General features: G+C 49.4%; 21 protein-coding genes. 17 read left to right on the forward strand and 4 right to left on the reverse strand.

The features are described from left to right. Positions 1-9: 9 nt before the first annotated feature. From BTR1S_RS09805 to BTR1S_RS09860, 12 genes are all read left to right on the forward strand, one after another. A complete protein-coding gene (locus tag BTR1S_RS09805) occupies positions 10-1158 on the forward strand; it encodes a glycosyltransferase family 4 protein (protein WP_029419557.1) in 1149 nt (382 codons plus the stop codon). Beyond that, complete coding sequence (gene epsE / locus BTR1S_RS09810; protein ID WP_029419556.1) at positions 1155-1997, forward strand: glycosyltransferase EpsE; 843 nt, start codon at positions 1155-1157, stop codon at positions 1995-1997. Before BTR1S_RS09805 ends, epsE begins: the two co-directional genes overlap by 4 nt. Continuing rightward, positions 1990-3150, forward strand: coding sequence for a glycosyltransferase family 1 protein (locus BTR1S_RS09815; RefSeq protein ID WP_029419555.1), 1161 nt, complete (start codon positions 1990-1992; stop codon positions 3148-3150). Before epsE ends, BTR1S_RS09815 begins: the two co-directional genes overlap by 8 nt. Before the next feature lie 2 nt (positions 3151-3152). Continuing rightward, positions 3153-4256: a biofilm exopolysaccharide biosynthesis protein EpsG gene (gene epsG, locus BTR1S_RS09820; RefSeq protein WP_006639167.1), complete on the forward strand. Its 1104-nt coding sequence runs from the start codon at positions 3153-3155 to the stop codon at positions 4254-4256. Positions 4257-4326: 70 nt separating this feature from the next. Further along, positions 4327-5358, forward strand: a complete 1032-nt coding sequence (locus BTR1S_RS09825) for a glycosyltransferase family 2 protein (protein WP_029419554.1) — start codon at positions 4327-4329, stop codon at positions 5356-5358. 11 nt (positions 5359-5369) lie between these two features. Then, positions 5370-6449 carry a polysaccharide pyruvyl transferase family protein gene (locus BTR1S_RS09830; protein WP_006639165.1) on the forward strand — a complete coding sequence of 360 codons (1080 nt, stop codon included), beginning with the start codon at positions 5370-5372 and terminating at the stop codon, positions 6447-6449. Then, a complete protein-coding gene (locus BTR1S_RS09835) occupies positions 6446-7465 on the forward strand; it encodes a glycosyltransferase (protein WP_006639164.1) in 1020 nt (339 codons plus the stop codon). Before BTR1S_RS09830 ends, BTR1S_RS09835 begins: the two co-directional genes overlap by 4 nt. After that, entirely contained in the window at positions 7462-9018 is a 1557-nt protein-coding gene (locus tag BTR1S_RS09840) for an MATE family efflux transporter (RefSeq protein ID WP_224254440.1), read from the forward strand. The genes BTR1S_RS09835 and BTR1S_RS09840 overlap by 4 nt, the downstream gene beginning before the upstream one ends. 16 nt (positions 9019-9034) lie before the next feature. Further along, complete coding sequence (locus BTR1S_RS09845) at positions 9035-9637, forward strand: sugar transferase (RefSeq protein ID WP_006639162.1); 603 nt, start codon at positions 9035-9037, stop codon at positions 9635-9637. Next, complete coding sequence (locus BTR1S_RS09850) at positions 9637-10263, forward strand: acetyltransferase (RefSeq protein WP_006639161.1); 627 nt, start codon at positions 9637-9639, stop codon at positions 10261-10263. Before BTR1S_RS09845 ends, BTR1S_RS09850 begins: the two co-directional genes overlap by 1 nt. 22 nt (positions 10264-10285) lie before the next feature. Then, positions 10286-11431: a DegT/DnrJ/EryC1/StrS family aminotransferase gene (locus tag BTR1S_RS09855; RefSeq protein WP_006639160.1), complete on the forward strand. Its 1146-nt coding sequence runs from the start codon at positions 10286-10288 to the stop codon at positions 11429-11431. Between the two features lie 11 nt (positions 11432-11442). Beyond that, a complete protein-coding gene (locus BTR1S_RS09860; protein WP_006639159.1) occupies positions 11443-12417 on the forward strand; it encodes a polysaccharide pyruvyl transferase family protein in 975 nt (324 codons plus the stop codon). Positions 12418-12438: 21 nt separating this feature from the next. Here the strand turns inward: BTR1S_RS09860 and yvfG are convergent, their stop codons facing one another. Beyond that, positions 12439-12651 carry a protein YvfG gene (gene yvfG / locus BTR1S_RS09865; protein ID WP_006639158.1) on the reverse strand — a complete coding sequence of 71 codons (213 nt, stop codon included), beginning with the start codon at positions 12649-12651 and terminating at the stop codon, positions 12439-12441. A 74-nt stretch (positions 12652-12725) separates the two neighbouring features. Here yvfG and rpoN point away from each other — a divergent pair, with 74 nt between their 5' ends. Next, positions 12726-14036, forward strand: a complete 1311-nt coding sequence (gene rpoN, locus BTR1S_RS09870; RefSeq protein ID WP_029419553.1) for an RNA polymerase factor sigma-54 — start codon at positions 12726-12728, stop codon at positions 14034-14036. A gap of 29 nt (positions 14037-14065) precedes the next feature. Here rpoN and BTR1S_RS09875 read toward each other — a convergent pair whose 3' ends face one another. Continuing rightward, positions 14066-15757 carry an L-lactate permease gene (locus BTR1S_RS09875; RefSeq protein WP_006639156.1) on the reverse strand — a complete coding sequence of 564 codons (1692 nt, stop codon included), beginning with the start codon at positions 15755-15757 and terminating at the stop codon, positions 14066-14068. 220 nt (positions 15758-15977) lie between these two features. Between BTR1S_RS09875 and lutR the strand changes: the two genes are divergently transcribed. From lutR to BTR1S_RS09895, 4 genes are all read left to right on the forward strand, one after another. Continuing rightward, positions 15978-16703 carry an L-lactate utilization/bacilysin biosynthesis transcriptional regulator LutR gene (gene lutR, locus BTR1S_RS09880; protein ID WP_029419552.1) on the forward strand — a complete coding sequence of 242 codons (726 nt, stop codon included), beginning with the start codon at positions 15978-15980 and terminating at the stop codon, positions 16701-16703. Positions 16704-16879: 176 nt separating this feature from the next. Continuing rightward, positions 16880-17596 carry a (Fe-S)-binding protein gene (locus tag BTR1S_RS09885; protein ID WP_006639154.1) on the forward strand — a complete coding sequence of 239 codons (717 nt, stop codon included), beginning with the start codon at positions 16880-16882 and terminating at the stop codon, positions 17594-17596. A 39-nt stretch (positions 17597-17635) separates the two neighbouring features. Next, positions 17636-19063: a lactate utilization iron-sulfur protein LutB gene (gene lutB, locus BTR1S_RS09890; RefSeq protein ID WP_006639153.1), complete on the forward strand. Its 1428-nt coding sequence runs from the start codon at positions 17636-17638 to the stop codon at positions 19061-19063. Continuing rightward, positions 19060-19782 carry a LutC/YkgG family protein gene (locus tag BTR1S_RS09895; RefSeq protein ID WP_029419551.1) on the forward strand — a complete coding sequence of 241 codons (723 nt, stop codon included), beginning with the start codon at positions 19060-19062 and terminating at the stop codon, positions 19780-19782. Before lutB ends, BTR1S_RS09895 begins: the two co-directional genes overlap by 4 nt. Positions 19783-19831: 49 nt before the next feature. Here the strand turns inward: BTR1S_RS09895 and BTR1S_RS09900 are convergent, their stop codons facing one another. Beyond that, positions 19832-21598, reverse strand: a complete 1767-nt coding sequence (locus BTR1S_RS09900) for a CocE/NonD family hydrolase (protein ID WP_034326676.1) — start codon at positions 21596-21598, stop codon at positions 19832-19834. Beyond that, a complete protein-coding gene (locus BTR1S_RS09905; protein WP_029419549.1) occupies positions 21595-22449 on the reverse strand; it encodes a MerR family transcriptional regulator in 855 nt (284 codons plus the stop codon). Before BTR1S_RS09905 ends, BTR1S_RS09900 begins: the two co-directional genes overlap by 4 nt. Positions 22450-22594 lie beyond the last annotated feature (145 nt).

The raw sequence follows: 22594 nt of genomic DNA on the forward strand, positions 1-22594 counted from the left end.
GGTTGGAGCATGACAGGAACGGTTTTGTTTTGCGCGACGGTAGATTATCACTTCAAAGCATTTCACCTTCCGTATTTTAAATGGTTCAAAGAACAGGGCTGGAATGTTCATACAGCGGCGAAAGGGAGCATGCAGCTTCCTTTTGCCGATCAACAATTCGATATCGGGATTGAGCGGTCGCCTTTTCGCTCGGGTAATTTGAAAGCCTGCCGGGAGCTTGGGCGCATCATCGATGAAAACGAATACAATATCATCCATTGCCACACTCCGATGGGCGGGGTTCTGGCCCGTCTGGCCGCCCGAAAGTGGAGAAAAAAAGGAACCGCAGTGATATATACCGCTCACGGTTTCCATTTTTGCCAAGGAGCGCCCCTTAAAAATTGGCTTTTATACTATCCGATTGAAAAGGGGCTTTCTTTTTTGACGGATTGCCTGATCACGATCAATCAGGAAGATTTTGAGCTTGCAAAAGGGTTCAGAAGGATGATGCGGACGGAAAAGATCCACGGAATCGGGGTGGACACCGGACGATTTCATCCCGTTGATGAAGAGGAAAAAAGGCGGCTCAGAACAAAATACGATCTGAATCAAGACGACTTTGTCCTCATTTATCCGGCCGAGCTGAACATCAATAAAAACCAGGCGCTGTTAATCGAAGCGGCTGCTCTCCTAAAGGACAGAATGCCAAACATGCGCCTTGTTTTTGCAGGGAAGGGGCAGATGGAAGAAGAGTACCGCCGCTTGGCCGAACAAAAAAGGGCCGCTTCCCATATTACGTTTGCGGGATTTCAAAAGGACATTCACGAATGGATCAAGCTTGCCGATGTATCTGTCGCTTCGAGCAGAAGGGAAGGACTCGGCATGAATCTGCTTGAAGGAATGGCAGCCGGTAAGCCGGCCGTTGCCACAGACAACCGCGGCCATCGCGAATTCATCAAAGACGGGGTGAACGGTTTTCTGATTCCGCAGGGAGACGCCCAAACCTTCAGCGAGCGCCTTTTGCAGCTTTACCATTCTGACCGCTTGCAAAAACAGATGGGGGAAGAGGGAAGAAAAACGGCTGCCGTTTATTCTCAGCAGCGCACGGTAAAGGAGATGGCCGGGATTTATTCTTCCTTTATGAAAAAACAAGCAGCTGAAAGGAGGCTGGAAGGATGACAAGCCGACAAAAGCCGAAAGTATCTGTCATTATGGGAGTCTACAATTGCGAAGACACGCTTGCTGAAAGCATTGAGTCAATTTTGAGCCAAACCTATAAAAATTGGGAGCTGATCATCTGCGATGATGCTTCATCAGATCGGACGTATGAGATCGCCAGACAGTATGCCGACCATTACAGCGATAAAATCAGGCTGATCAGAAATAAGAAAAACAAGCGGCTTGCCGCTTCATTAAACCACTGCCTCCAATATGCCGGGGGGAAATATATCGCGCGCCAGGACGGGGATGACATTTCTTTGCAGCGCCGCTTTGAAAAACAGGTCGCATTTTTAGAAACGCAGTCCCATTATCAGGTCGTCGGAAGCGGGATGATCGCTTTTGATGAAAACGGCGTCAGAGGCGTCAGAATGATGCCCCCTTCACCTGCCCCGAGAATCATGGCAAAAGGAACGCCGTTTTGCCATGCGACGATCATGATGAGGGCGGAAGCTTATCAGGCCTTGAAAGGCTACCGCGTCGGAAGACGGACGAGACGAATGGAAGACATCGATTTATGGCTCCGGTTTTTTGAAGCCGGATATAGAGGCTACAATCTTCAGGAGGCTTTGTACAAAGTCAGGGAAGACGAATCGGCGTTCAAAAGGAGAAAGCTCAGCTATTCCATCGATAATGCGTTTATCGTCTATGATGCGTGCAGACGGCTGAAGCTGCCGCTCTCCGATTATGCCTACATTTTGAAACCGATCATCAGGGGGCTCATGCCTCCGTTTATCATGAACAAATACCATAAAAAAAGATTGATGAATGAAGGCGGAGGGGTCGTAAAACATGAATGACAGAAGCGAGAGACCAAAACGGGTGCTTCACATCGTAAGCGGAATGAACCGCGGGGGTGCGGAGACGATGATTATGAACATGTACCGCCATACTGACAGGCGCCGCGTTCAATTTGATTTTATTTCCCACCGGGAGGAAACATGTGACTATGATCCGGAGATCATATCGCTTGGCGGGCGCGTGTTTTATGTGCCGAGCATCGGCAGCGCCGGCCTTCTTTCCTATCTCAAAAACATCAGGGAGATTTTGATCGAGAATGGACCGTTTGCAGCTGTTCACGCCCACACTGATTTTCAGACGGGTTTCGCCGCTCTGGCGGCTAAGCTTGCCGGTGTCCCGGTCCGCATCTGCCATTCTCACAATACGGCCTGGAAGCCGAATCCGCGCCTGTTGGACACATTGCAGCTTCATTTGTTCCGGCGGTTCATGTTCTCGTGCTCCACCGCTCTTTGTGCATGCGGCAAAGATGCCGGACGCTTTTTGTTCGGCGGAAATAAGATGCGCAAAAACGCGGTTCATCTTCTGCAAAACGGCATTGACCTTGACCGTTTTCAAGAGGCGAACAGCCGCTCAAAAGCCGTCATGAAACAAAGGTTCGGCATTCGGGAAAACGTGCTTGTGATCGGACATGTCGGACGGTTCTTCGAGCAAAAAAACCACCCTTTTTTGCTTGAGCTCGCCGTTCGGTTTAAAAAAGCGGAGACGCCCTTTCAGGCGGTGCTCGCGGGCGACGGGCCGCTGCGCAGACAAATGGAAGAACAGGCGGCTGAGCTGGGGTTGGAAAACGATATCTTATTTCTCGGCGTCGTTGAGGATATCCCTGCTCTGATGCGGACGTTTGACGTATTCGTAATGCCGTCCTTGTTTGAAGGACTGCCGCTCGTTCTAGTGGAAGCACAGGCTTCAGGCCTGCCCTGCGTCGTCTCGGACAGAATCACAGAGGAAACCGATATGGGGATCGGCTTATTGAAGCGGCTCAGTCTTGAAGCGGGGTTTGAACGGTGGACGGAGGAGATCAGCCGGGCGGCGCAGACGGAAAAGCCGTCATGGTCTGAGATTCAAAGCGGTCTGGCCGAAAGAGGGTATGATGCGAAGGCGAACCTGGCGAGATTAATGGATCTCTATTCGATTTCTGCTGCAGAAGGGCAATAACAATGGATATTTACTTGCTGAATGTGGGAATCGTTTTTGTCTGGTCATGGTTTGCGAAAATGTACGGCAAAGAAGATCATTCATTGCCGACCGGCTATCGTCCGAATGCGATTATTGCCATCGTCCCGCTTGTTTCGCTGGTCATCGTAGCCGGATTGAGATACAAGGTCGGAACAGATTACCAAACGTATATGCTGCTTTATGAGCTGGCAGGAAAGTATGACAGCCTAGCGGAGATTTTCGGTTTCGGCGGGGCAAAAGCTTCGACAGATCCCGGATTTACCGCGCTGTTATGGCTGCTGAACCATATTACAAGCGATCCGCAAATCATGTTTGTCACTGTGGCCGCCGTCACGTATCTATTCATCGTCAAGACGCTTTATATATATGGACGGCCGTTTGAATTAAGCATGTTTCTGTTTCTCGGCATGTTTTACTACTATGCGTCATTCAACGGGATTCGCCAGTATATGGTGGCGGGCATCCTGTTTTGGGCGGTCAAGTATGTGATCGGCGGAAACTGGGTCCGCTATGTGATTACCGTGCTGATCTGCTCGCTTTTTCATTCATCCGCTTTGATCATGATTCCCGTCTATTTCATTGTCAGACGAAAAGCGTGGTCGCCTCTGATGGGCTGTCTCACCCTTTTGTTTCTGGCGGGAACGTTCATGTATCAAAAGTTTCTTTCCGTATTTATCGTCATGCTTGAGAACAGCTCTTACGGACATTATGAAGAATGGCTGATGAAAAATTCAAACGGGATGAACTCGATTAAAATCATCGTTCTTCTTATTCCGCTCGTGCTTGCTTTTTGCTTCAGGGAGCAGCTCCGAAAGCGGTGGCCCGAGATCGATTATATCGTCAATTTTTGCCTGATTGGTTTTTTATTTGGCGTTTTGGCGACAAAGGATGTCATCTTTGCAAGATTTAACATCTATTTTGGACTTTATCAGCTGATTCTCGTTCCTTATTTTGTGCGGATTTTCGAACCGAAGTCGAATGCGCTTTTTTATATCATGATTTTGATCTGTTATTTTTTATACAGCTTTATGCTTATGCCGTTCGATTCCTCAGTGCTGCCGTACAGAACGATTTTTGAACGATAATCCATCTGAACAGGCAGGGCCGGCAGATCATCCCTGTCTTGTGAAAAATGTCGACAAAGGAGTAATCATATTGGAAAATCCAGCGGTGAGCTTACTGGTCGCAGTTTACAATACAGAAGCTTTTTTGCCGAATTGTTTACAATCGCTGCTCAGCCAGACCTTAAAAAATATTGAAATCATCATCGTCAATGACGGGTCGACGGATGGGAGCCAGAAAATCATTGATCATTTCGCCAGAAAAGACGGGCGGATCAAAGTAATCAAACAGGAGAATCAGGGACTCGGCGCCGTCCGCAATAAAGGAATAGATGAGGCGTCGGGAGAGTACCTGGGTTTCATCGATTCCGATGACTGGATTGAAGCGGACTATTGCCAGGCGATGTATGAAAAAGCAAAGGCCGAAGAAGCTGAACTCGTCATATGCGATTATGCCGTGGAGATGCAGGACACCGGCAAAACGATCTGTCCGGAAATAGGCAAAAACTATGCCGGAAAGCCGAAGAACGCCTATATCGCCGATCTGCTCAAAGGCAAGGTGAGCGGTTTTTCCTGGAATAAGCTTTATAAGCGGAGCCTGATCGAACAGCATCAGCTTACATTTCCGCTCAGGGGTGAATTGGAGAATATTGAAGATCAATATTTTAGTTTCAGGTGTCTGCTTTTTGCTGAAGCCGCGGCATTTGTGACAAAACCTCTTTACCACTACAGGGTCCACCTCGCCTCGATTGTGCAAAAATATCAGGCCGGGCTGTTCGAAGACGGACTGACCCTTTACGGGGCAAACCTGGACTGTTTGGCAAAGCACGGGAAGCTTCAGACGTTAGAAGATGCGCTTGATGTCTTTATCGTCAACCACGGCTTGAGCAGCATTTTGAATGAGTGCAAGAGCTTAAACAAAAAATCTGCGGCACAAAAATATAAAAATATCAGGCGGATTTGCGCGTCCCCCGAGTTTCGGAAGAACATCCCCGCCGTCGACCCGGAGGTTTTCGATTCGAAGCAAAAGCTATTGCTTTTATTGATTCGCTGCCGGCTCATGCCGGCCGTATACGGATTCGCAGCTCTATACCAGAAAATGATCGAGTACAGAATGAAGAAATAGGCGGTGAAGAAATGACCTTTCAGGAATGGAAAATCAATCTTGCGGAATGGCTGCTGCTGAAGGTGAAATATCCCTCAGAATACATAATGGGGACACCGGGTTTAAAGAGATTTGATCAATATAAAGAGAAGAAAAAGATCATTTTGACATTAATTCCTTCCCACGATAATTTGGGAGATCATGCGATTGCCCTGGCAAGCAAGACATTCATAGAAAATGAGTTTGCCGATTTTGAAGTGATCGAGATCGGCATCAATGATATTTATAAACACGCAAAAGCGCTGCGGCGCGCCCGCCATCCGGAGGATATGGTGTTTATCATCGGCGGCGGCAATATGGGGGATTTATACAGAAATGAAGAATGGACGAGACGCTTTATCATCAAGACATTTAAACAGTATAAAATCGTACAGCTTCCGGCCACTGCCCATTTTTCCAAGACGCCTTACGGCCAAAAAGAATTAACACGGGCAAAAAAAATCTACAATGCCCATCCCCGCCTGCTGATGATGGCGCGTGATGAGACAACCTACCAATTTATGAAACAGCATTTCCCAAACAAAACGATTATGAAACAGCCGGATATGGTGCTCTATTTAAAGAAAGAGCAGCAGGCTGAAAGAGACGGAATCCTGGTTTGTTTACGGAATGATAAAGAAAGCTTCCTCAAAACAGAAGAGCGGCAAGCGCTGCTGCAAGCAGTCCGGGATGAATACGGAGAGGTGAAAACCTTTACGACGACGATCGGCAAGAGAGTCAGCCGCACATCCCGCGAACAGGAGCTGAATAAGCTGTGGGATCAGCTGAGGGGGGCGGAGGTTGTCGTCACAGACAGGCTGCACGGCATGATCTTTTGCGCAATTACGGGAACGCCTTGTGTCGTGATTCGCTCCTTTGACCATAAGGTTGTTGAAGGGTTTCACTGGCTGAAAGACGTTCCGTCCATGAAGCTTGTAGAGAATCCGGAAATGAAAGAAGTGCTGCGTGCGATTGAAGAATTGATCAAGAGCGGTTCATCTTACAAAAACATGCCGCCAAGGGAGCATTATTTCACAGATTTAAGGCGGAAAATCAACGGTGATGCCTTATGAAGCCGTTCGTCAGCATCATTGTTCCCATGTACAATGTCGAGAATTATATTGAAGAATGTGTCAGCTCTTTGCTCAGCCAGACATTGAGAAATATCGAAATTATTCTTGTCGATGATGGGTCTCCGGACAGATCGGCAGACATCGCCAGACGGTACTGTGACCGGGATGCGAGGGTGAAAGTGATCCACAAAAAGAACGGGGGCCTGAGCTCGGCCAGAAACGCGGGGCTTCATGCGGCGACAGGGGAGTATGTCGGCTTTGTCGACGGGGACGACTTTGTTTCGCCTTCAATGTTTGAAAATATGTATGCCGCCGCAAAAGAAGACGATCTTGATATCGTGATGTGCGGCTATTACAAGCATTCTGAAAAGGGGAACCAGTATGTCCCGCCATCTCTGCCGGCAGGGCGCCTGCTGTTGAGCTGGGATATGAAGCATGAGCTGAGAAGGGCGCATGAAACGCGGCTTATCTGGTATGTATGGCGGAACTTGTACAGGCGCGAACTGTTGAAACAAAACGAGCTTTATTTTTACGAAGATATCCGGTTTGCGGAAGATTCGCCGTTTAACTTGTACGCTTTTTATGCGGCCAAGCGCGTGAAAGCGCTCGATGAAGGCTATTACATGTACAGATGGAACCCGCAAAGCCTGACAGAGCTGCCCTTTAAACCGTATATGGATGACAGTCTGATCAGGCAGTATCGTGCGAAAAAGAGGTTTTATGAGACGTTTCAGATGTTTGAGGATTGTGCAGAGGATCTGCAAACATATATGTGCAAACATCAAATACCGATGCTTCTGGCCAATGCTTGTGCCGAACGGAAGCCTTCAAAACAGGTGAGGCGGCACATTAGAGACATTTTGTCTTACCGGATGGTGCGGTCATCTGTGAAAAAAACGTCGATTCGCAATGAAAAGCTGTTAATCGGCCAGCGGCTGGTGCTATTGCTATGCAAATTAAATGTTCCGATCCTGCTTGAATTGTTTTTTAAACGAAATCTGCCCAGTAAGGGATGAGCCTTTTGAATAAGACATTTATTCTGAATCTGGGCGCCAATATGGCGTCCTTTTTATTATCCGTGCTGTTTTCGATGTGGCTGACTCCGTTTGTCATACAAACGCTCGGAGTTGAGGCCTTCGGCTTCGTTCATTTAACGCAAAATATGATTAATTATTTCTCGATCATTACAGTTGCTTTGAGCGCGGTCGTTGTCAGGTTTTTTTCCGTTTCCGCCCATAGAGGGGCGCTTGATGAGGCGAGAGGTTATATGAATACGTACATTGTTTCATCTATTATCCTTTCGTTCATTTTGTTTTTTCCGCTGGCTGGAACGTCGTTTTTTATCGATCGGATCATCCGCGTGCCCGCAGCACTCTTGAGCGATGTGCAAATGGCGCTGTTCATCGGCGGCCTGCTTTTTTTATTAACCTTTTTTATGTCGGGATTTGCAGCAGGTCCGTTTTATGCCAATAAAATCTATATCACAAGCACGATTCAGGCGGTGCAGATGCTGATTCGCGTGTTATCGGTCCTATGCATTTTTTCCTGGTTTGCACCGAAGATTTGGCACATTCAGCTTGCAGCTTTCATTGCCACTGCCGCGGCCTGTATGCTGTCGATCATATTCTTTAAAAAATTGATTCCATGGTTTGCGTTTCGCATCAGGGATATGTCGCTTCAAAAGTGCAAAAAACTGCTTCAGTCAGGGGGATGGAGCTCAGTCAGCCAGATCGGCGTGCTTTTGTTTCTGCAAATCGATTTGATGGTGGCCAATATCATGCTGGGGGTTTCCGAATCCGGAATGTATGCGGCGATTATCCAGTTTCCGCTTTTGCTGCGGACGCTGTCGGGTACGCTTGCCGCCGTCTTCTCACCGACGATTACACTTTACTATTCAAAAGGGGACAAAGAAGGGCTTGTCCGCTATGCCAATCGGGCCGTCCGGTTCAACGGCATGATTCTTGCGCTGCCGGCGGCATTGCTCGGCGGCCTGGCCGGCCCGTTTTTGACGCTTTGGCTCGGCCCTTCTTTCGAACACTTAAAATGGCTGCTATTGATACATGCCGGATATTTGGTTGTTTCGTTAAGTCCGGCGCCGCTGTTTTATATTTTTACAGCCTACAACAAGCTGAGAACACCGGCGCTGACGACGGTGGCCTTCGGGGCCGTCAACTTGCTGCTCGCTGTCGTATTGAGCGGTCCAGCGGGACTCGGCCTTTATGGTATCGCGCTTTCGGGGGCTGTCGCATTAATGCTGAAAAACGTCGTTTTTACCCCGATCTATGCGTCAAAGATTACGGGGGAAACAAAACGGGTCTTTTATAAAGGCGTGTATGCTCCGCTAGCCGGCGCTTCGTTCACTTTGACCGTCTGCTGCGCGATTCAGCTCCTGTTTGCGGTCGACAGTCTGCCGTCCCTCATCATGACGGCGCTGACAGCGTCAGGCGCCTATACGTTGTTTGCGTATTTCGTGATGTGCACAAAGGAAGAGCGGCTTGCCGTCCACGCTTGGCTGCATAAGTTTCGGACTTCAGCATTACTTCCTTTTCAAAAGGGATTTTTCAAATAGAAAGGGTGCGGTTTTTGTGAAAGTGAAACGGGTTTTTGATCTTGTGTCAGCGATTGTTTTGCTTCTCGTTCTCAGTCCTGCCATGATCGTAACGGCTTGTGTTATCAGGTGGAAAATCGGCTCCCCTGTACTATTCCGCCAGACCCGCCCAGGTCTGAATGGCAAGCCGTTCACATTGTACAAGTTCAGAACGATGACAGATGAAAGGGATGGGGCCGGAAACCTGCTCAGCGACGAAAAACGGCTGACAAAGACGGGCAGGCTGATCAGAAAAACGAGTCTTGATGAATTACCGCAGCTGATCAATGTCATCAAAGGCGACCTCAGCCTCGTCGGTCCGCGGCCGCTTTTGATGGAATATGTGCCCCTTTACACAAAACGGCAGTGGAGACGGCATGAAGTCAGACCCGGTATAACGGGCTGGGCGCAAATCAACGGCAGGAATAAAGTGAAGTGGGAAGAGAAATTCGAACTTGATGTCTGGTATGTCGATCACAGATCTTTCTTGCTTGATCTGAAAATCATTTTGCTGACGGTCGGCAAGGTGCTGAAGTCAGAGGGCGTCAGCCAGGATCACCATGTCACAGCCGAAAAATTCACAGGGAGAAGGAATGCGTGATGCAGAGCGTGATCATCATCGGCGCCGGCGGCCACGGCAAAGTCATTCGGGAGATCATCGAGGAGCTGCCGGATCAAGTGCTGGCCGGGATTCTTGATGACCGGTTTTCTGAGCTTCATGTTGAAAACGGCCTTTATAAAGGTCCCTCACATGCGGTGAAAGAGCTTGTCAAGCTGATTCCTGGCGTGACATTTATCCTCGGCGTCGGAAAAAACGCCGTCAGAAAACGGCTGTTTGAGAGTCTCGGTCTCCCTCTTGAATGTTATGCAGTGCTCATCCACCCGTCGGCCGTGGTCAGCAAAACGGCGCAGATACTAAACGGGACGGTTGTGATGGCGGGGAGCATCATTCAGGCCGATGCTTATATCGGCGCTCACAGCATCGTCAACACAGGTGCGATCGTTGAGCATGACAACACGATCGGCGACTATGTCCATCTGTCGCCAGGAACGATTTTGACAGGAGGCGTGACTGTCAAAGAAGAGGCGCATGTCGGTGCGGGAACCGCTGTCATCCCGGGGAAAACGATCGGAAAGAGAAGCGTGACCGGCGCCGGTTCGGTGGTGATTGAAGACATCCCGGACGATTCGACCGCTGTCGGAATACCTGCAAGAACAATCAAATAATCGCATAAAAAGGGTGAAAACAATGAGTCAGAAAAAGCGAATTTATTTATCGCCGCCGCACATGAGCGGCGAGGAGGAACGCTATGTAGCCGAAGCTTTCCGAACCAACTGGATCGCTCCCCTCGGCCCGCTTGTCGACGCGTTTGAAGAAAAGCTTGCCGCCTATGTAGGAGCGGCCGGCGGGGCGGCCGTCAGCTCGGGAACCGCGGCGATTCACCTCGCACTTAAATTGCTCGGAGTCGGAAAGGGCGATACGGTATTTTGCTCTTCCTTTACATTTGTCGCCAGCGCCAATCCCGTATTGTACGAGCAGGCTGAACCTGTTTTTATCGATTCGGAAAGGGATACATGGAACATGTCTCCCCGGGCGCTTGAGCGGGCGCTGGATGAAGCGGAGCGCGCCAGGAACCTTCCGAAAGCCGTCATCGTCGTCAATTTGTACGGACAAAGCGCCAAAATGGACGAGATCACTGAAATCTGCGACAAATACGCGGTTCCCGTCATTGAAGATGCGGCGGAATCGCTCGGATCTGAATACAAAGGGAGAAAAAGCGGAACCTTTGGCCGCTTTGGCATTTATTCATTTAACGGCAATAAAATCATCACCACCTCAGGCGGAGGTATGCTTGTCAGCGATGATGAGGAGGCCTTGAAAAAAGCGAGGTTTCTAGCCTCCCAGGCGCGGGAGCCGGCCGTTCACTACCAGCATCAGAAAGCGGGCTTCAATTACCGGATGAGCAATGTGCTGGCCGGAATCGGCATCGCCCAGCTCGCCGTTTTGGATGACAGGGTCAAAGCGCGCCGCACCGTTTTTAAGCGGTATCAAGAGGCGCTTTCCGACATCGGCGGCATCAGCTTCATGCCTGAACTCGGCATGTCAAACAGATGGCTGACGACGTTGACGTTTGACCATGAAAAGATACAAACATCACCCCGGGACATCATTGAACAGCTCGCGCGCGAAAATATTGAAGCGCGCCCGCTATGGAAACCCCTTCACAGGCAGCCGCTCTTCGAAGGCGCCGCCTTTTATCCGCACGATGAAAGCGGCCCGGTTGCCGATGACCTTTTTCAGCGGGGGCTATGCCTGCCGTCCGGATCAAGCTTGACGCGCGAGGAACAAGACCGGATCATTCAGGTGATTGCCGACCGGATCAACTATAAATGAGGTGTAATACAATGACCAAAACCTATTCCATGGACAGCTTGAAAGAAAAGCTGGCGGAATTATCGGATGTCATTCCAACGCATTCGTCAGTCGTTTACTTGGATTATCCCCTTTATGGGAATGTGGGCGATTTATTGATTATGAAAGGAACAGAGGCCTTTTTTAACGCCTACGGGATTCATGTCCGTGAAAGGTGGAATGCGGAAAATTTCATACCGGGCCGCAAAATGCCGAAAGATGCGATTTTCGTCTGCCAGGGAGGCGGCAATTTCGGAGATTTATACCCTCACTTTCAGCAATTCAGGGAGCGGGTGATCGAGCATTATCCGAATAACCGGATCGTGATCCTTCCCCAGTCCATCTACTATGAAAATGAAGAAAACATCAAGCGGACGAAAGATATATTGACAGCACACCCCGATCTGCACTTGTTTACGAGGGAAAAAGCATCCTTTCAATTTGCAAAACGCCATTTTCAAGGAATGAAAAACATCAGGATGATGCCGGACATGGCTCATCAGCTCTGGCCGCTCGAGCCGGCAGAGAAGCCATCGGAGCCGGTGCTGCGCTTCATCAGAACGGATAAAGAAGCCAACGAAAGCCTCCAGGAAGCGGGAGAACCGGATACATACGATTGGCCGGTGATGTTGTCTGACAGCGACAAACGCGGAATTAAACGGCTTCAAACATTAAACGCTCTTAATAAAAAAGCGGGGAATCTCCTGCCGATCGCCCATTATTGGAAGCGATATTCAGATCGCCTTGTCAACAAGTCGGTCCGTTTTTTCAGCCGGTATGAATCGGTCGTCACCTCAAGGCTCCACGGCCATATTTTATCGTGCCTGCTGCAAAAGGAAAACGTTGTGATCGACAACTCCTACGGAAAAAACGCGAACTATTACAATACATGGATGAAAGATATTCCGAACACAAAGCTCATTCAGGAAAACGGAGCGAAAACAGAAGAGCCGCCTGTTCTTGTGTAACAGCCGGCTTTTTTCCTTCTATCATTGTCCTCGTTTTACTTGGTTATAAGCTTCATCCAAATGCTGAATCCGCTTTAAGACAACGGCGTTCTTTGTCAGCTGATCCTGTACAAGCGTTGACACGACAGAACGGTAATAGCTGTTCATTGCATGAATTTTCTCCTCGTTTGGATTCATGTCAATATGGGTTTTAAAATTTTCTATGAAATATGGCACTGAAAATAACTCTGTCATATAGAAAACACTCCTTTTTATGTCTATACGGTAAACAACCGATCGTGTAAACTAATAATGGGAGGGGAGAAATGATGAAATTGCATGTGCAACAGCAGCAAACGGTAAAACTTCACTTGACGCAGGGGCTTACACAAGCAATCAGCATGCTTCAGTACACCTCGGCCGAGCTCAACAGCCGGATTGATGAGCTCTCAATGGAAAACCCTCTTATCGAACGGAAAGAACCCGACGTCCCCCGATCATTTTACCATAAAACAAAGCATCATTCGTACAGAGAACAAACGATTGTTCCAGAGGCCGCGGATCACCGCGAAACCTTAAAAAGCGCGCTGAAGCGGCAGGCGCTTGACCTGCATTTGTCAAGCCGCGAAAAGAGAATTTTCAGCTACTTGACTGAATCGCTTGATTCGAACGGCTATGTGACCGAAAAGCTGTCCTTTATCGCTTCCGAACTGTCTGTATCTTGTAAGGAGATAGAAGAAGTCCTGGCTAAGCTTCAGTCTCTTGAACCGGCCGGCGTCGGTGCGCGCTCTCTTCAGGAGTGCATTCTCATCCAGCTGCGGCGGCTGCCGGCACAGACGGATCAGGCGGAATTAGTCATTTCGCGCTATTTTGAGCTATTCGCAAAAAAGGCGTGGAAAGAACTTTCTGCGATAACGGACCTGTCTCTTGCAGAGCTTCAGAATGTTCAGGATATTGTCGCCGGATTGTCGCCGAGACCGGGGGCAGCGTATGACCATGATGAGCGTGATGTTTATGCCGAGCCTGATTTGATCATAGCCGCTGAGAACGGAAAATTGACCTTGGAGCTTAACACCCGTTCGTTTCCGGACATTCAGCTCAATGCGTACTACGAACCGTTTCTCTACAGGCGGACGAAGGATGAGGCGTCATCGTTTTTATCCGAGAAATACAGGCAGTGGAAATGGCTCGATCAAGCCCTCAGACAGAGAAGGGAAACGATGACAAGAGTGATGAACGAGATCATGATTCGCCAAAAGGACTATTTTCTCAACGGACGAAACGATATTCAGCCGCTGACATTAAAAGAGGTGGCCGAGGCCCTCGGCATCCATGAATCCACGGTAAGCCGGGCGGTGAAGGGAAAAATGGTGCAAACCCCTTATGAACTATGCGAACTAAAACGATTTTTTTCGGCAAAAGTAAAGGATGAAAGCGCCGGCCATACGTCAAGCCATACAGTGAAAGCCCATCTTCGCCGGATGATAGAAGAAGAAAATAAAATGAAACCGCTTTCAGACCAAAAGCTTGCTGATTTATTGAAAGAAGCACACGGCATCGTCATTTCCAGACGAACCGTCGCCAAATACCGCGATCAAATGAACATATTGCCGTCTTCCGTCAGGAAACGGTATGAATAAAAGCCTGCGGCACAGCCGCAGGCCCTTTTTTACGGAATCATCCATGACAAAGCGTGATGCTGTAAAAATGTGATGATACATACGAGGAACAAAAGGAATAAACTGTGCTTCAGTGTAAAGCGGAGCAGATCAGATTCTTTCCCAGCGAGTCCAACTGCCGCGCAGGCGACAGCGATCGATTGCGGCGAGATCATTTTTCCTGTGACACCGCCTGAAGAATTGGCTGCGACCGCAAGCACAGGCTCCATCCCAACCGATCCCGCCGTCACTTTTTGCAGGCTGCCAAACAGCAGGTTGGCTGAGGTATCAGACCCTGTAATAAAGACGCCGAGCCAGCCGAGCACAGGAGAAAAAAATGAAAACATCGCACCTGTCATGGCCAGCGACATGCCGAGTGTCGTGCTCATGCCGGAAGAGTTGGTCACATACGCAAAGCCGACGACGAAAGCGATCGTCAACACGGGCTTTCTCAGTTCCTGCAGCGTTTCGATAAAAACGGCGCCCCACTCTTTCCATGAAACAGCCGTGACAAACTTTGTCAGGACAGCGGCAAGCAAAATCGCCGTTCCCGCTGACCCGAGCAGATCTAATTTATAAAGGGCTTCGAGCGGCTTTCCTGACCCATCAAGGATCTCGTTGTTCAAAAAAGGCACACCTGGAGCAAATGACAGGCGGCCGCCGATTTCGCTGATGAAAAGCAAGAACGGGTTTGCCCCTTGATAATGGCCTGTCAGCGCTTCTTTCACAGCGGGAATTCCCCATATGGAGACCATTGCGGTCAGCAATAAAAACGGGGTCCATGCTTTAAAAATCCGGCCCGCCGAATGCGCGCGCTCTTGTGTTTCCGGCTGCCCCGCTTGCACGGCTGCCGCCGCTTCCTTTTCGCCGGGAAATCTGAATGTCGTTTTCGGCTTCCAGAATTTCAAGAATACGGCGAGCGCAACAAGCGAAACGATGGCCGACAAAATATCGGGAAGCTCAGGCCCCAGGAAATTTGAGCTTACATATTGTGTGGCGGCAAAGGAAACACCCGATACCAAAATGGCCGGCAGCACTTCCAAAGACCTTTTGAAGCCGCTCATGATCACGACCAAATAAAACGGAATAAATACGGATAAAAACGGGAGCTGACGGCCGACCATTTTCGAAATGTCCATCGCGGGTATCCCTGTCGGACCTTCGACCGCGATAATCGGTATTCCGATCGCGCCGAAGGCGACAGGCGCCGTATTGGCAATTAAACAAATGCCGGCCGCATATAAAGGATTGAATCCGAGTCCGGCAAGCAATGCGGCGGATATAGCGACCGGAGCTCCAAATCCGGCCGCCCCCTCTAAAAACGCCCCGAATGAAAACGCTATCAAAAGTGCCTGCAGGCGGCGGTCATCAGTGATCGACAGCACAGAGCTGCGAATGATTTCAAACTGGCCGGTTTTAACCGTAAGCTTGTACAAAAAAACCGATGTCACGATGATCCAGCCGATCGGCAAAAGACCGTACACCGCGCCTTGCGAGGCGGACATGACGGCTTTTTCGGCAGGCATGCCGTAAACGAAAACAGCCAGAACAAGCGCGATCAGCAAGGTTGTCAAACCGGCTGTATGCCCTTTCATTCGTTTGATGGCCAAAGCCCAGAAAAAATACAAAATCGGTATGAGCGCTGCAATTGAAGAGAGCAGCAAATTGTTCCCCAGCGGAGTGTAATCTTGAGTCCATCCCATCTCCTAAAATCCCCCTTTGTTCTTCAAACAGGCCTGTCCAAATCCAGAATAAGACATCTGATGACATGATGACAGGACCAATTATTTAGCATTATATTTCTGAATGTTACAAATTACAATCATTTTTTTGCATGACGTCCCGGCTATATGTTCAATCTGAAAAGAACGGTATAATAAGAAAAATAAGCACCATGCCCAGTCTGTTGATGAGGTGAAAAAATTGAAATATAAGCAAATCAAAACGAAAAAAATATATGAAGAAGTAGCTGAAGCACTGCTTGAAACCATCAAAAACGGAGAGCTTCAGCCGGGGGATAAACTGGATTCCGTCCAAGCGCTGGCCGACAGCTTTCAAGTCAGCCGCTCCGCAGTCAGAGAAGCCCTTTCCGCCTTAAAAGCGATGGGAATTGTCGAGATGAAGCAGGGGGAAGGCACTTATGTGAAAACATTCGAGCCTGAACAAATCTCAGTTCCTCTTTCCGCCGCCCTGCTGATGAAAAAGCAGGATGTCGCTGAGCTGCTCGAAGTACGCAAGATTCTCGAGATCGGCGCAGTAGCGGGGGCTGCGCAAAAACGGACAGAAGATGACTTGGAGCACATGCGAGCGGCGCTTGAAGACATGAATCTCGCCGACGGGAACGGCGAGCTCGGCGAAAAAGCCGATCTTGCGTTTCATTTGGCGCTGGCCGGGGCTTCTCAAAACGATTTGTTAAAAGGCCTGATGAACCATGTCTCATCCCTCCTGATCGAAACGATGAGAGAAACGCGGAAAATCTGGCTGTTTTCTAAAAAAACCACAGTAAAGCGGCTTTACGAAGAGCATGAAGCGATCTACCGGGCCGTGAAAGAGCAAAACGGGAAAAAAGCCGAACAGGTGATGCTTGAGCACCTGACAAACGTGGAAACGGTGCTGGCTTCATATTTTGAAGAAACAGGCGTTGACTGAGGGAATATCGATTGAAAAGCAGACGATTGTCTGCTTTTTTACATAGGACTCAGGCTGAAAACTGAGGAGAAACCCCTTTCAAAAAATGTTCACAAGGTGTAAGATGAAAAAAGAGATTTTTTTACATCCAAGTCATCAGATGACCTGACTATTCAGGTTGGGGAGAGGGGATCAAGATGAAAGTTTCATTGTTTATCACGTGTTTGGTTGACATGTTTCAGACAAATGTCGGAAAAGCAACCGTTGAGCTGCTGGAACGGCTGGGATGTGAAGTGGATTTTCCCGAAGGCCAGGTTTGCTGCGGCCAGCCGGCATACAACAGCGGGTATGTCAAAGACTCCAAAAAAGCGATGAGACGGATGATTGAAACGTTTGAATCGGCTGAATACGTCGTCAGCCCTTCCGGATCATGCGCTTTTATGTTTAAAGAGTATCCGCACGTATTTCAGGATGAGCCTGCATGGGCGGAAAAGGCGCAGCGTCTTGCCGACAAAACGTATGAATTGACGGACTTCATCGTCAATGTCCTGAAAGTGGAGGACGTGGGGGCAAGACTTGAGAAAAAGGCGACTTATCATACTTCCTGCCATATGACAAGGCTTCTGGGCGTAACCGACGCGCCGATGAAGCTGCTGCAGAATGTGAAGGGGCTTGAATTCACACCGCTGCCGCGCAAGCATGACTGCTGCGGATTCGGAGGAACGTTTTCGGTGAAAATGTCGCAAATCTCGGAGCAGATGGTCGATGAAAAAGTGGCTTGTGTTGAAGAAACGGCCGCAGATGTGCTAATCGGGGCTGACTGCGGCTGCTTGATGAATATCGGGGGGCGGATCGGCAGAAAGGAAAAACCGATCCAGGTCATGCACATTGCTGAGGTTTTAAACAGCAGATAACACATCCGGTCATTTCACAGATAGAGGGGGACGATGGTCATGGCAATGAAGATCGGAACACAAAATTTTAAAGATCGCGTGTCAAAAGGGCTTGAAAATGATTTTATGAGGGGGGCCGTTTCAGGCGCCCAAGAACGGTTGAGAGCCCGGCGGCTTGAGGCGGCGGAGGAGCTTGGCAACTGGGAAGAATGGCGCTCGCTCGCCGAAGAAATCAGGCAGCACGTTTTGGAAAACCTTGATTATTACCTTGAGCAGCTTGCCGAAAATGTCGCCAAAAGAGGCGGACACGTATTCTTCGCGGAAACCGCCGAGGAAGCGTCAAGTTACATACGCGATGTCGTCAAAAAGAAAAACGGCAAAAAGATCGTCAAATCAAAATCAATGGTAACGGAAGAAATCAATATGAACGAAGTGCTCGAACAAGAAGGCTGCGAGGTCGTTGAAACTGATTTGGGGGAATACATCCTGCAAATCGATGACCATGATCCGCCGTCACATATCGTGGCGCCGGCGCTTCATAAAAACAAAGAACAAATCCGCGACGTTTTTAAAGAACGGCTTGATTATCGCCGCACGGAAAAGCCGGAGGAGCTTGTCATGCACGCCAGAGCCGTGCTCAGGAAGAAGTTTTTGGAGGCGGATATCGGCATTACAGGCTGTAATTTCGCGATTGCTGATACAGGCTCCGTCAGCCTTGTCACAAACGAAGGGAACGGGCGCCTTGTCACGACGATTCCGAACACGCAGATTACCGTCATGGGGATGGAGCGGATCGTCCCGTCCCTCGACGAATTTGAAGTGCTTGTCGGAATGCTGACCAGAAGCGCCGTCGGCCAGCGGCTGACAAGCTATATTACGGCGTTGACAGGGCCGAGGCTGCCTGATGAAGCGGACGGGCCGGAAGAATTTCATCTCGTAATCGTGGATAACGGCCGTTCGAAGATTCTCGGAACAGAATTTCAATCCGTCCTTCAATGCATCAGATGTGCGGCCTGCATCAACGTCTGTCCGGTTTACCGCCATGTCGGCGGTCATTCCTACGGTTCGATCTATTCGGGTCCGATCGGGGCGGTACTATCTCCGCTGCTCGGCGGATATGACGACTACAAAGAGCTGCCTTACGCATCATCATTATGCGGGGCTTGCACGGAAGCCTGTCCGGTGAAAATTCCTCTTCATGAACTGCTCTTAAAGCACCGCCAGCGCATCGTTGAACAAGAAGGCCGCGCTCCGGTTTCCGAAAAGCTGGCGATGAAAGCCTTCGGTCTGGGAGCATCGACACCGGCGCTTTATAAAATGGGCTCAAAATGGGCGCCTGCGGCTATGAAGCCGTTTCAGCAGGGCGAAAAAATTACGAAGGGTCCGGGGCCGCTCAAACAGTGGACGCAAATCCGTGATTTTCCGGCACCAAACCGCTCCAGATTCCGCGACTGGTTCCATGACAGACAAAAGGGGGAAGACAGATGACAAACGGAACGATCCAAAACAAGGAGAGCTTTTTAAACCGGATTGCAGAAAGACTCGGCCGTTCGAGAAGAACATCGGGCGTCACCGCTCCCGATTACACATATCAGCCGCAGCACAGGGTGTACCAGGGATATACGCCCGATCAGCTGCTTGCCGTATTGAAAGAGCACTGCCTGAAGATTCACACGGAATTGATTGAAACGGAAGCAGTCGGCCTGCACGAAGCCCTTGCTGCTCAAGTAGCGCGATTTGGAGGAGGTCCTGTCATCATTCCGAAAGATAAGCGTTTTAAAGAATTCGGACTGTCCGGCCTTTTGACAGATGCATGGGCGAAAGAGGGCACACAAGTATGGGAATGGGATGCAGTTCGCGGAGAGGACAATATCAGACGGGCCGAACAGGCGAACGTCGGCATTACATTCAGTGACATCACCCTTGCGGAATCCGGTACTGCCGTCCTATTCAGCTCAAAAGATAGAGGGCGCTCCGTCAGCCTGCTGCCGACGACATATATTGCCATTGTGCCAAAAAGCTCAATCGTTCCGAGAATGACGCAGGCCAGCCGGATCATTAAGCAAAAAACAGCGGAAGGCAGTGTCATTCCGTCCTGCATCAACTATGTGACGGGTCCGAGCAATTCGGCGGATATTGAAATGGATCTGGTTGTCGGCGTGCATGGACCGGTAAAAGCGGCTTACATTGTCGTAACCGACCGGTAGAAAAATACCTTCAGCGCGGATTGGAACGCTGAAGGTCATATAGGCGCAGTCAGTTTCTAGGTATGATCGGCAGAATGACCGAAGATGGATGCTCCCGGTCATGAAGGATGGTCTGCCGCGCCTTTACGGCATCTTCCGTTTGGCCGCTGCCAATCTCAAGTCCGTTATTGAGATTGCGGTCCCAGCGCGGGAAATTGCTGCTGGTGATATCCAGGCGGATGCGGTGCCCTTTTTTGAATACGATGCTCGTTGACCAGAGGTCGATGTCATAGAGATACGCTTTTCCCGGTTCGATCAGACTTGGCTTTCCTTCTTTGGGGCTGTTCCTGAACCGGGCCCGGATGATTCCGTCGGTTACATTGTATGCCGAACCGCCGGGATGCACATCGATAAGACGGGCGACAAAATCCGTATCAGGCGCACTGGAAACAGCCCACAGCCTGACTTTCACCGGGCCTGTCACTTCCGTGTCTTCTTCAAGAATCGGGGTGGTGTACACCAATACATCATCCCGTTCTTCAATTTCCCTGTGGTCAAAAGCGCCGCTTGCGAAATCAGGCGGCATCATAATCGCTCCGCCTTTTGTCGGAACGGGATCCAGAGGATCATAGACAAAATGATCGGGTTCTTCCGCTTCAGGCGGTATCATGCTGAGCGTTCCGTCTCCATGCCATGTATTCGCACGGCCGCCGCTATGCAAATAATACGCCGTAAACCGGGTGCGGGCCAGCGGCCATTCATATTCATCGCGCCATACATTTTCACCCATCACGAACAGTTTGATGGGTGCTTCATTTACCATTCCGGTATCGATTCCTTTTAAGAAATGATCAAACCACCGCAAATGGATGCCGTTCAAGTCTATCGAAGCCGAATGAGCGGCCAGACTGAAGTTTTTTTCACCTGATTGATGGCTGTGATCCAAATGCTGCCACGGTCCGATGATCAATTTGCTTTGACGGGCTTCCGCCGTTCCGCCAATTTCCGCCATGTGCAAAAAGTTTTCAATTGTTCCCTGCAAAAAGATATCGTACCAGCCGGCGATATTCAAAGCAGGCACTGTGAATCCGCCATATTTCCCTTCTAAAGATAAATGCCCGCTGAATTCCCGATCCATCCCCCGCCTGATTTGCTCAAGGATGGAAGGTGCGACATTATTTCGCTGAAATGGCGCAAAATCTTTCAAAGGGAGTGAGTAAATTTTGAGTTTGAGCTGATCAATGTCTGAGATGATTTGTTTTCTCGCAGCCATGAGTTCGCCCTCATCAGAATAAAGCCTTGGCAGAGTATCGAGATACATGCCCATTTGCCAATAAGCTAAAAAACCTAATTCCAATGCGCCTCCCCTGAATATCAGACCATCAAAGGGATGGCTCCAGGAAAATGCCGGAGCCGCCGCCTTGAATGGTTTGGGTGCCTTCACCATCCCTGCCCATTGGGTAAAAGCGTAGTAAGATACGCCGAACATTCCGACCTGCCCGGTGCTATAAGGAAGTTTTGCCGCCCAATCAATGGTTTCATGCGTATCACTTTCTTCATAGGCGCTTGTTGCAATAGGGTCCCATTGTCCTTCAGATGAAAAACGTCCTCTTGTATCTTGAACAATGACGACATATCCTCTTTGAACCGCCCGAAACACATCATGAAAGCCTAACAGTACTTGGGGAATGTCTTTTCCGTAGGGGAGCCGCGCCAATAGAACCGGCCATGGTCCCGCGCCTTTCGGACGATAGATGTTGGCGCGAAGGGCTGTTCCGTCACTCATGGTCACCGGGATGTTCAATTCTGTTATGATTTGCTTCGATAAATCGGTCATGTTTGTCCGCCTTTCTTGATTCCACTCAATGTTTCGTGCACTTTTTCGATCGGAATTTGAATCTCCGCAATATAATCACTTGAATGATTATGTTCAGGATGTAAAAATACTTCGCGGCGCGGTTCATTTTCCTTCATACGATACCCTTTTTGTTCAAGCCACAGGCCCAGATGAGCACTTGCTGTGCACGGGCTTGTCGGTCGGCAGCGGTGCAGAAGCGTCGCCATCATCGGAACTTCCGGCAGCCGGCGCACGACGGCGTCCGAGCCCTCCGGAGGAAATGGCCGCTGGACGAGATAACCCGCCTCTAAATCGACTTCGTCTTCACACTCTTCACAGCCATGCCAAAGAACCATTTTGGGAAGCGAAGCCGTTAATGATTTCCCGAATCGCGCATCGAGCTCCCCAAAAAGAGCGGGGATTTGTTGAATTGAAGTCTTTCGCCGCACGGAAAGAAGCTGCCGGCTTTCTATTTTTTTCAACACAATATCGTTCTCCGGTTCAAAACAATCTTCTTTTTCGACCTGTTCCAGCCGTTCTTCAATTTTTTGCAGGCGTGCCCGTTCTTCCGCCAGCAGTGTCTCAATCTCCGCTTTTTTCAGCCGGAACATTCCGCGGATCTGTTCGCCGGACACATTCTCTTCCATAAGCTCTATTATCTGCTGGAGTGTGAAACCAAGTTCCTTAAAAACCAAAATGCGATTCAGCGGAAAGAGCTGGTTTGCCGTATAGTAGCGGTAGCCTGTTTCTGCATCTATATGAGCCGGCTTCAGTAAACCGATTTGATCATAATACCGCAGGGCTTTCACCGAAACTTGGCTCAGGTTGGAAAACTCACTGATTTTAAACAAAAAAATCCTCCTTTTACATCCTTCTAAAATGAATATAAACCCTCCAGTTTAGGGGAAAGTCAAGCAGCCCGATTTGCGATTTAAGGTAATGTTAAGGATAAAATTATTTCTGGATAATCTTCAGTCACTATAATAAAGGGATGAA

This window comes from Bacillus sonorensis NBRC 101234 = KCTC 13918 (assembly GCF_001592005.1).
GTDB lineage: Bacteria > Bacillota > Bacilli > Bacillales > Bacillaceae > Bacillus > Bacillus sonorensis.

What these genes read in the sequence shown, in the direction of transcription:
- BTR1S_RS09855 (WP_006639160.1), top strand. Translation starts at nt 10,286, where the DNA reads ATGAGTCAGAAAAAGCGAATTTATTTATCGCCGCCGCACATGAGCGGC.
- BTR1S_RS09900 (WP_034326676.1), bottom strand. Translation starts at nt 21,598, where the DNA reads ATGACCGATTTATCGAAGCAAATCATAACAGAATTGAACATCCCGGTG.
- BTR1S_RS09875 (WP_006639156.1), bottom strand. Translation starts at nt 15,757, where the DNA reads ATGGGATGGACTCAAGATTACACTCCGCTGGGGAACAATTTGCTGCTC.
- BTR1S_RS09805 (WP_029419557.1), top strand. Translation starts at nt 10, where the DNA reads ATGACAGGAACGGTTTTGTTTTGCGCGACGGTAGATTATCACTTCAAA.
- BTR1S_RS09830 (WP_006639165.1), top strand. Translation starts at nt 5,370, where the DNA reads ATGACCTTTCAGGAATGGAAAATCAATCTTGCGGAATGGCTGCTGCTG.
- yvfG (WP_006639158.1), bottom strand. Translation starts at nt 12,651, where the DNA reads ATGACAGAGTTATTTTCAGTGCCATATTTCATAGAAAATTTTAAAACC.
- BTR1S_RS09835 (WP_006639164.1), top strand. Translation starts at nt 6,446, where the DNA reads ATGAAGCCGTTCGTCAGCATCATTGTTCCCATGTACAATGTCGAGAAT.
- BTR1S_RS09840 (WP_224254440.1), top strand. Translation starts at nt 7,462, where the DNA reads ATGAGCCTTTTGAATAAGACATTTATTCTGAATCTGGGCGCCAATATG.
- BTR1S_RS09860 (WP_006639159.1), top strand. Translation starts at nt 11,443, where the DNA reads ATGACCAAAACCTATTCCATGGACAGCTTGAAAGAAAAGCTGGCGGAA.
- lutB (WP_006639153.1), top strand. Translation starts at nt 17,636, where the DNA reads ATGGCAATGAAGATCGGAACACAAAATTTTAAAGATCGCGTGTCAAAA.
- BTR1S_RS09885 (WP_006639154.1), top strand. Translation starts at nt 16,880, where the DNA reads ATGAAAGTTTCATTGTTTATCACGTGTTTGGTTGACATGTTTCAGACA.
- epsE (WP_029419556.1), top strand. Translation starts at nt 1,155, where the DNA reads ATGACAAGCCGACAAAAGCCGAAAGTATCTGTCATTATGGGAGTCTAC.
- epsG (WP_006639167.1), top strand. Translation starts at nt 3,153, where the DNA reads ATGGATATTTACTTGCTGAATGTGGGAATCGTTTTTGTCTGGTCATGG.
- BTR1S_RS09850 (WP_006639161.1), top strand. Translation starts at nt 9,637, where the DNA reads ATGCAGAGCGTGATCATCATCGGCGCCGGCGGCCACGGCAAAGTCATT.
- rpoN (WP_029419553.1), top strand. Translation starts at nt 12,726, where the DNA reads ATGAAATTGCATGTGCAACAGCAGCAAACGGTAAAACTTCACTTGACG.
- BTR1S_RS09815 (WP_029419555.1), top strand. Translation starts at nt 1,990, where the DNA reads ATGAATGACAGAAGCGAGAGACCAAAACGGGTGCTTCACATCGTAAGC.
- BTR1S_RS09895 (WP_029419551.1), top strand. Translation starts at nt 19,060, where the DNA reads ATGACAAACGGAACGATCCAAAACAAGGAGAGCTTTTTAAACCGGATT.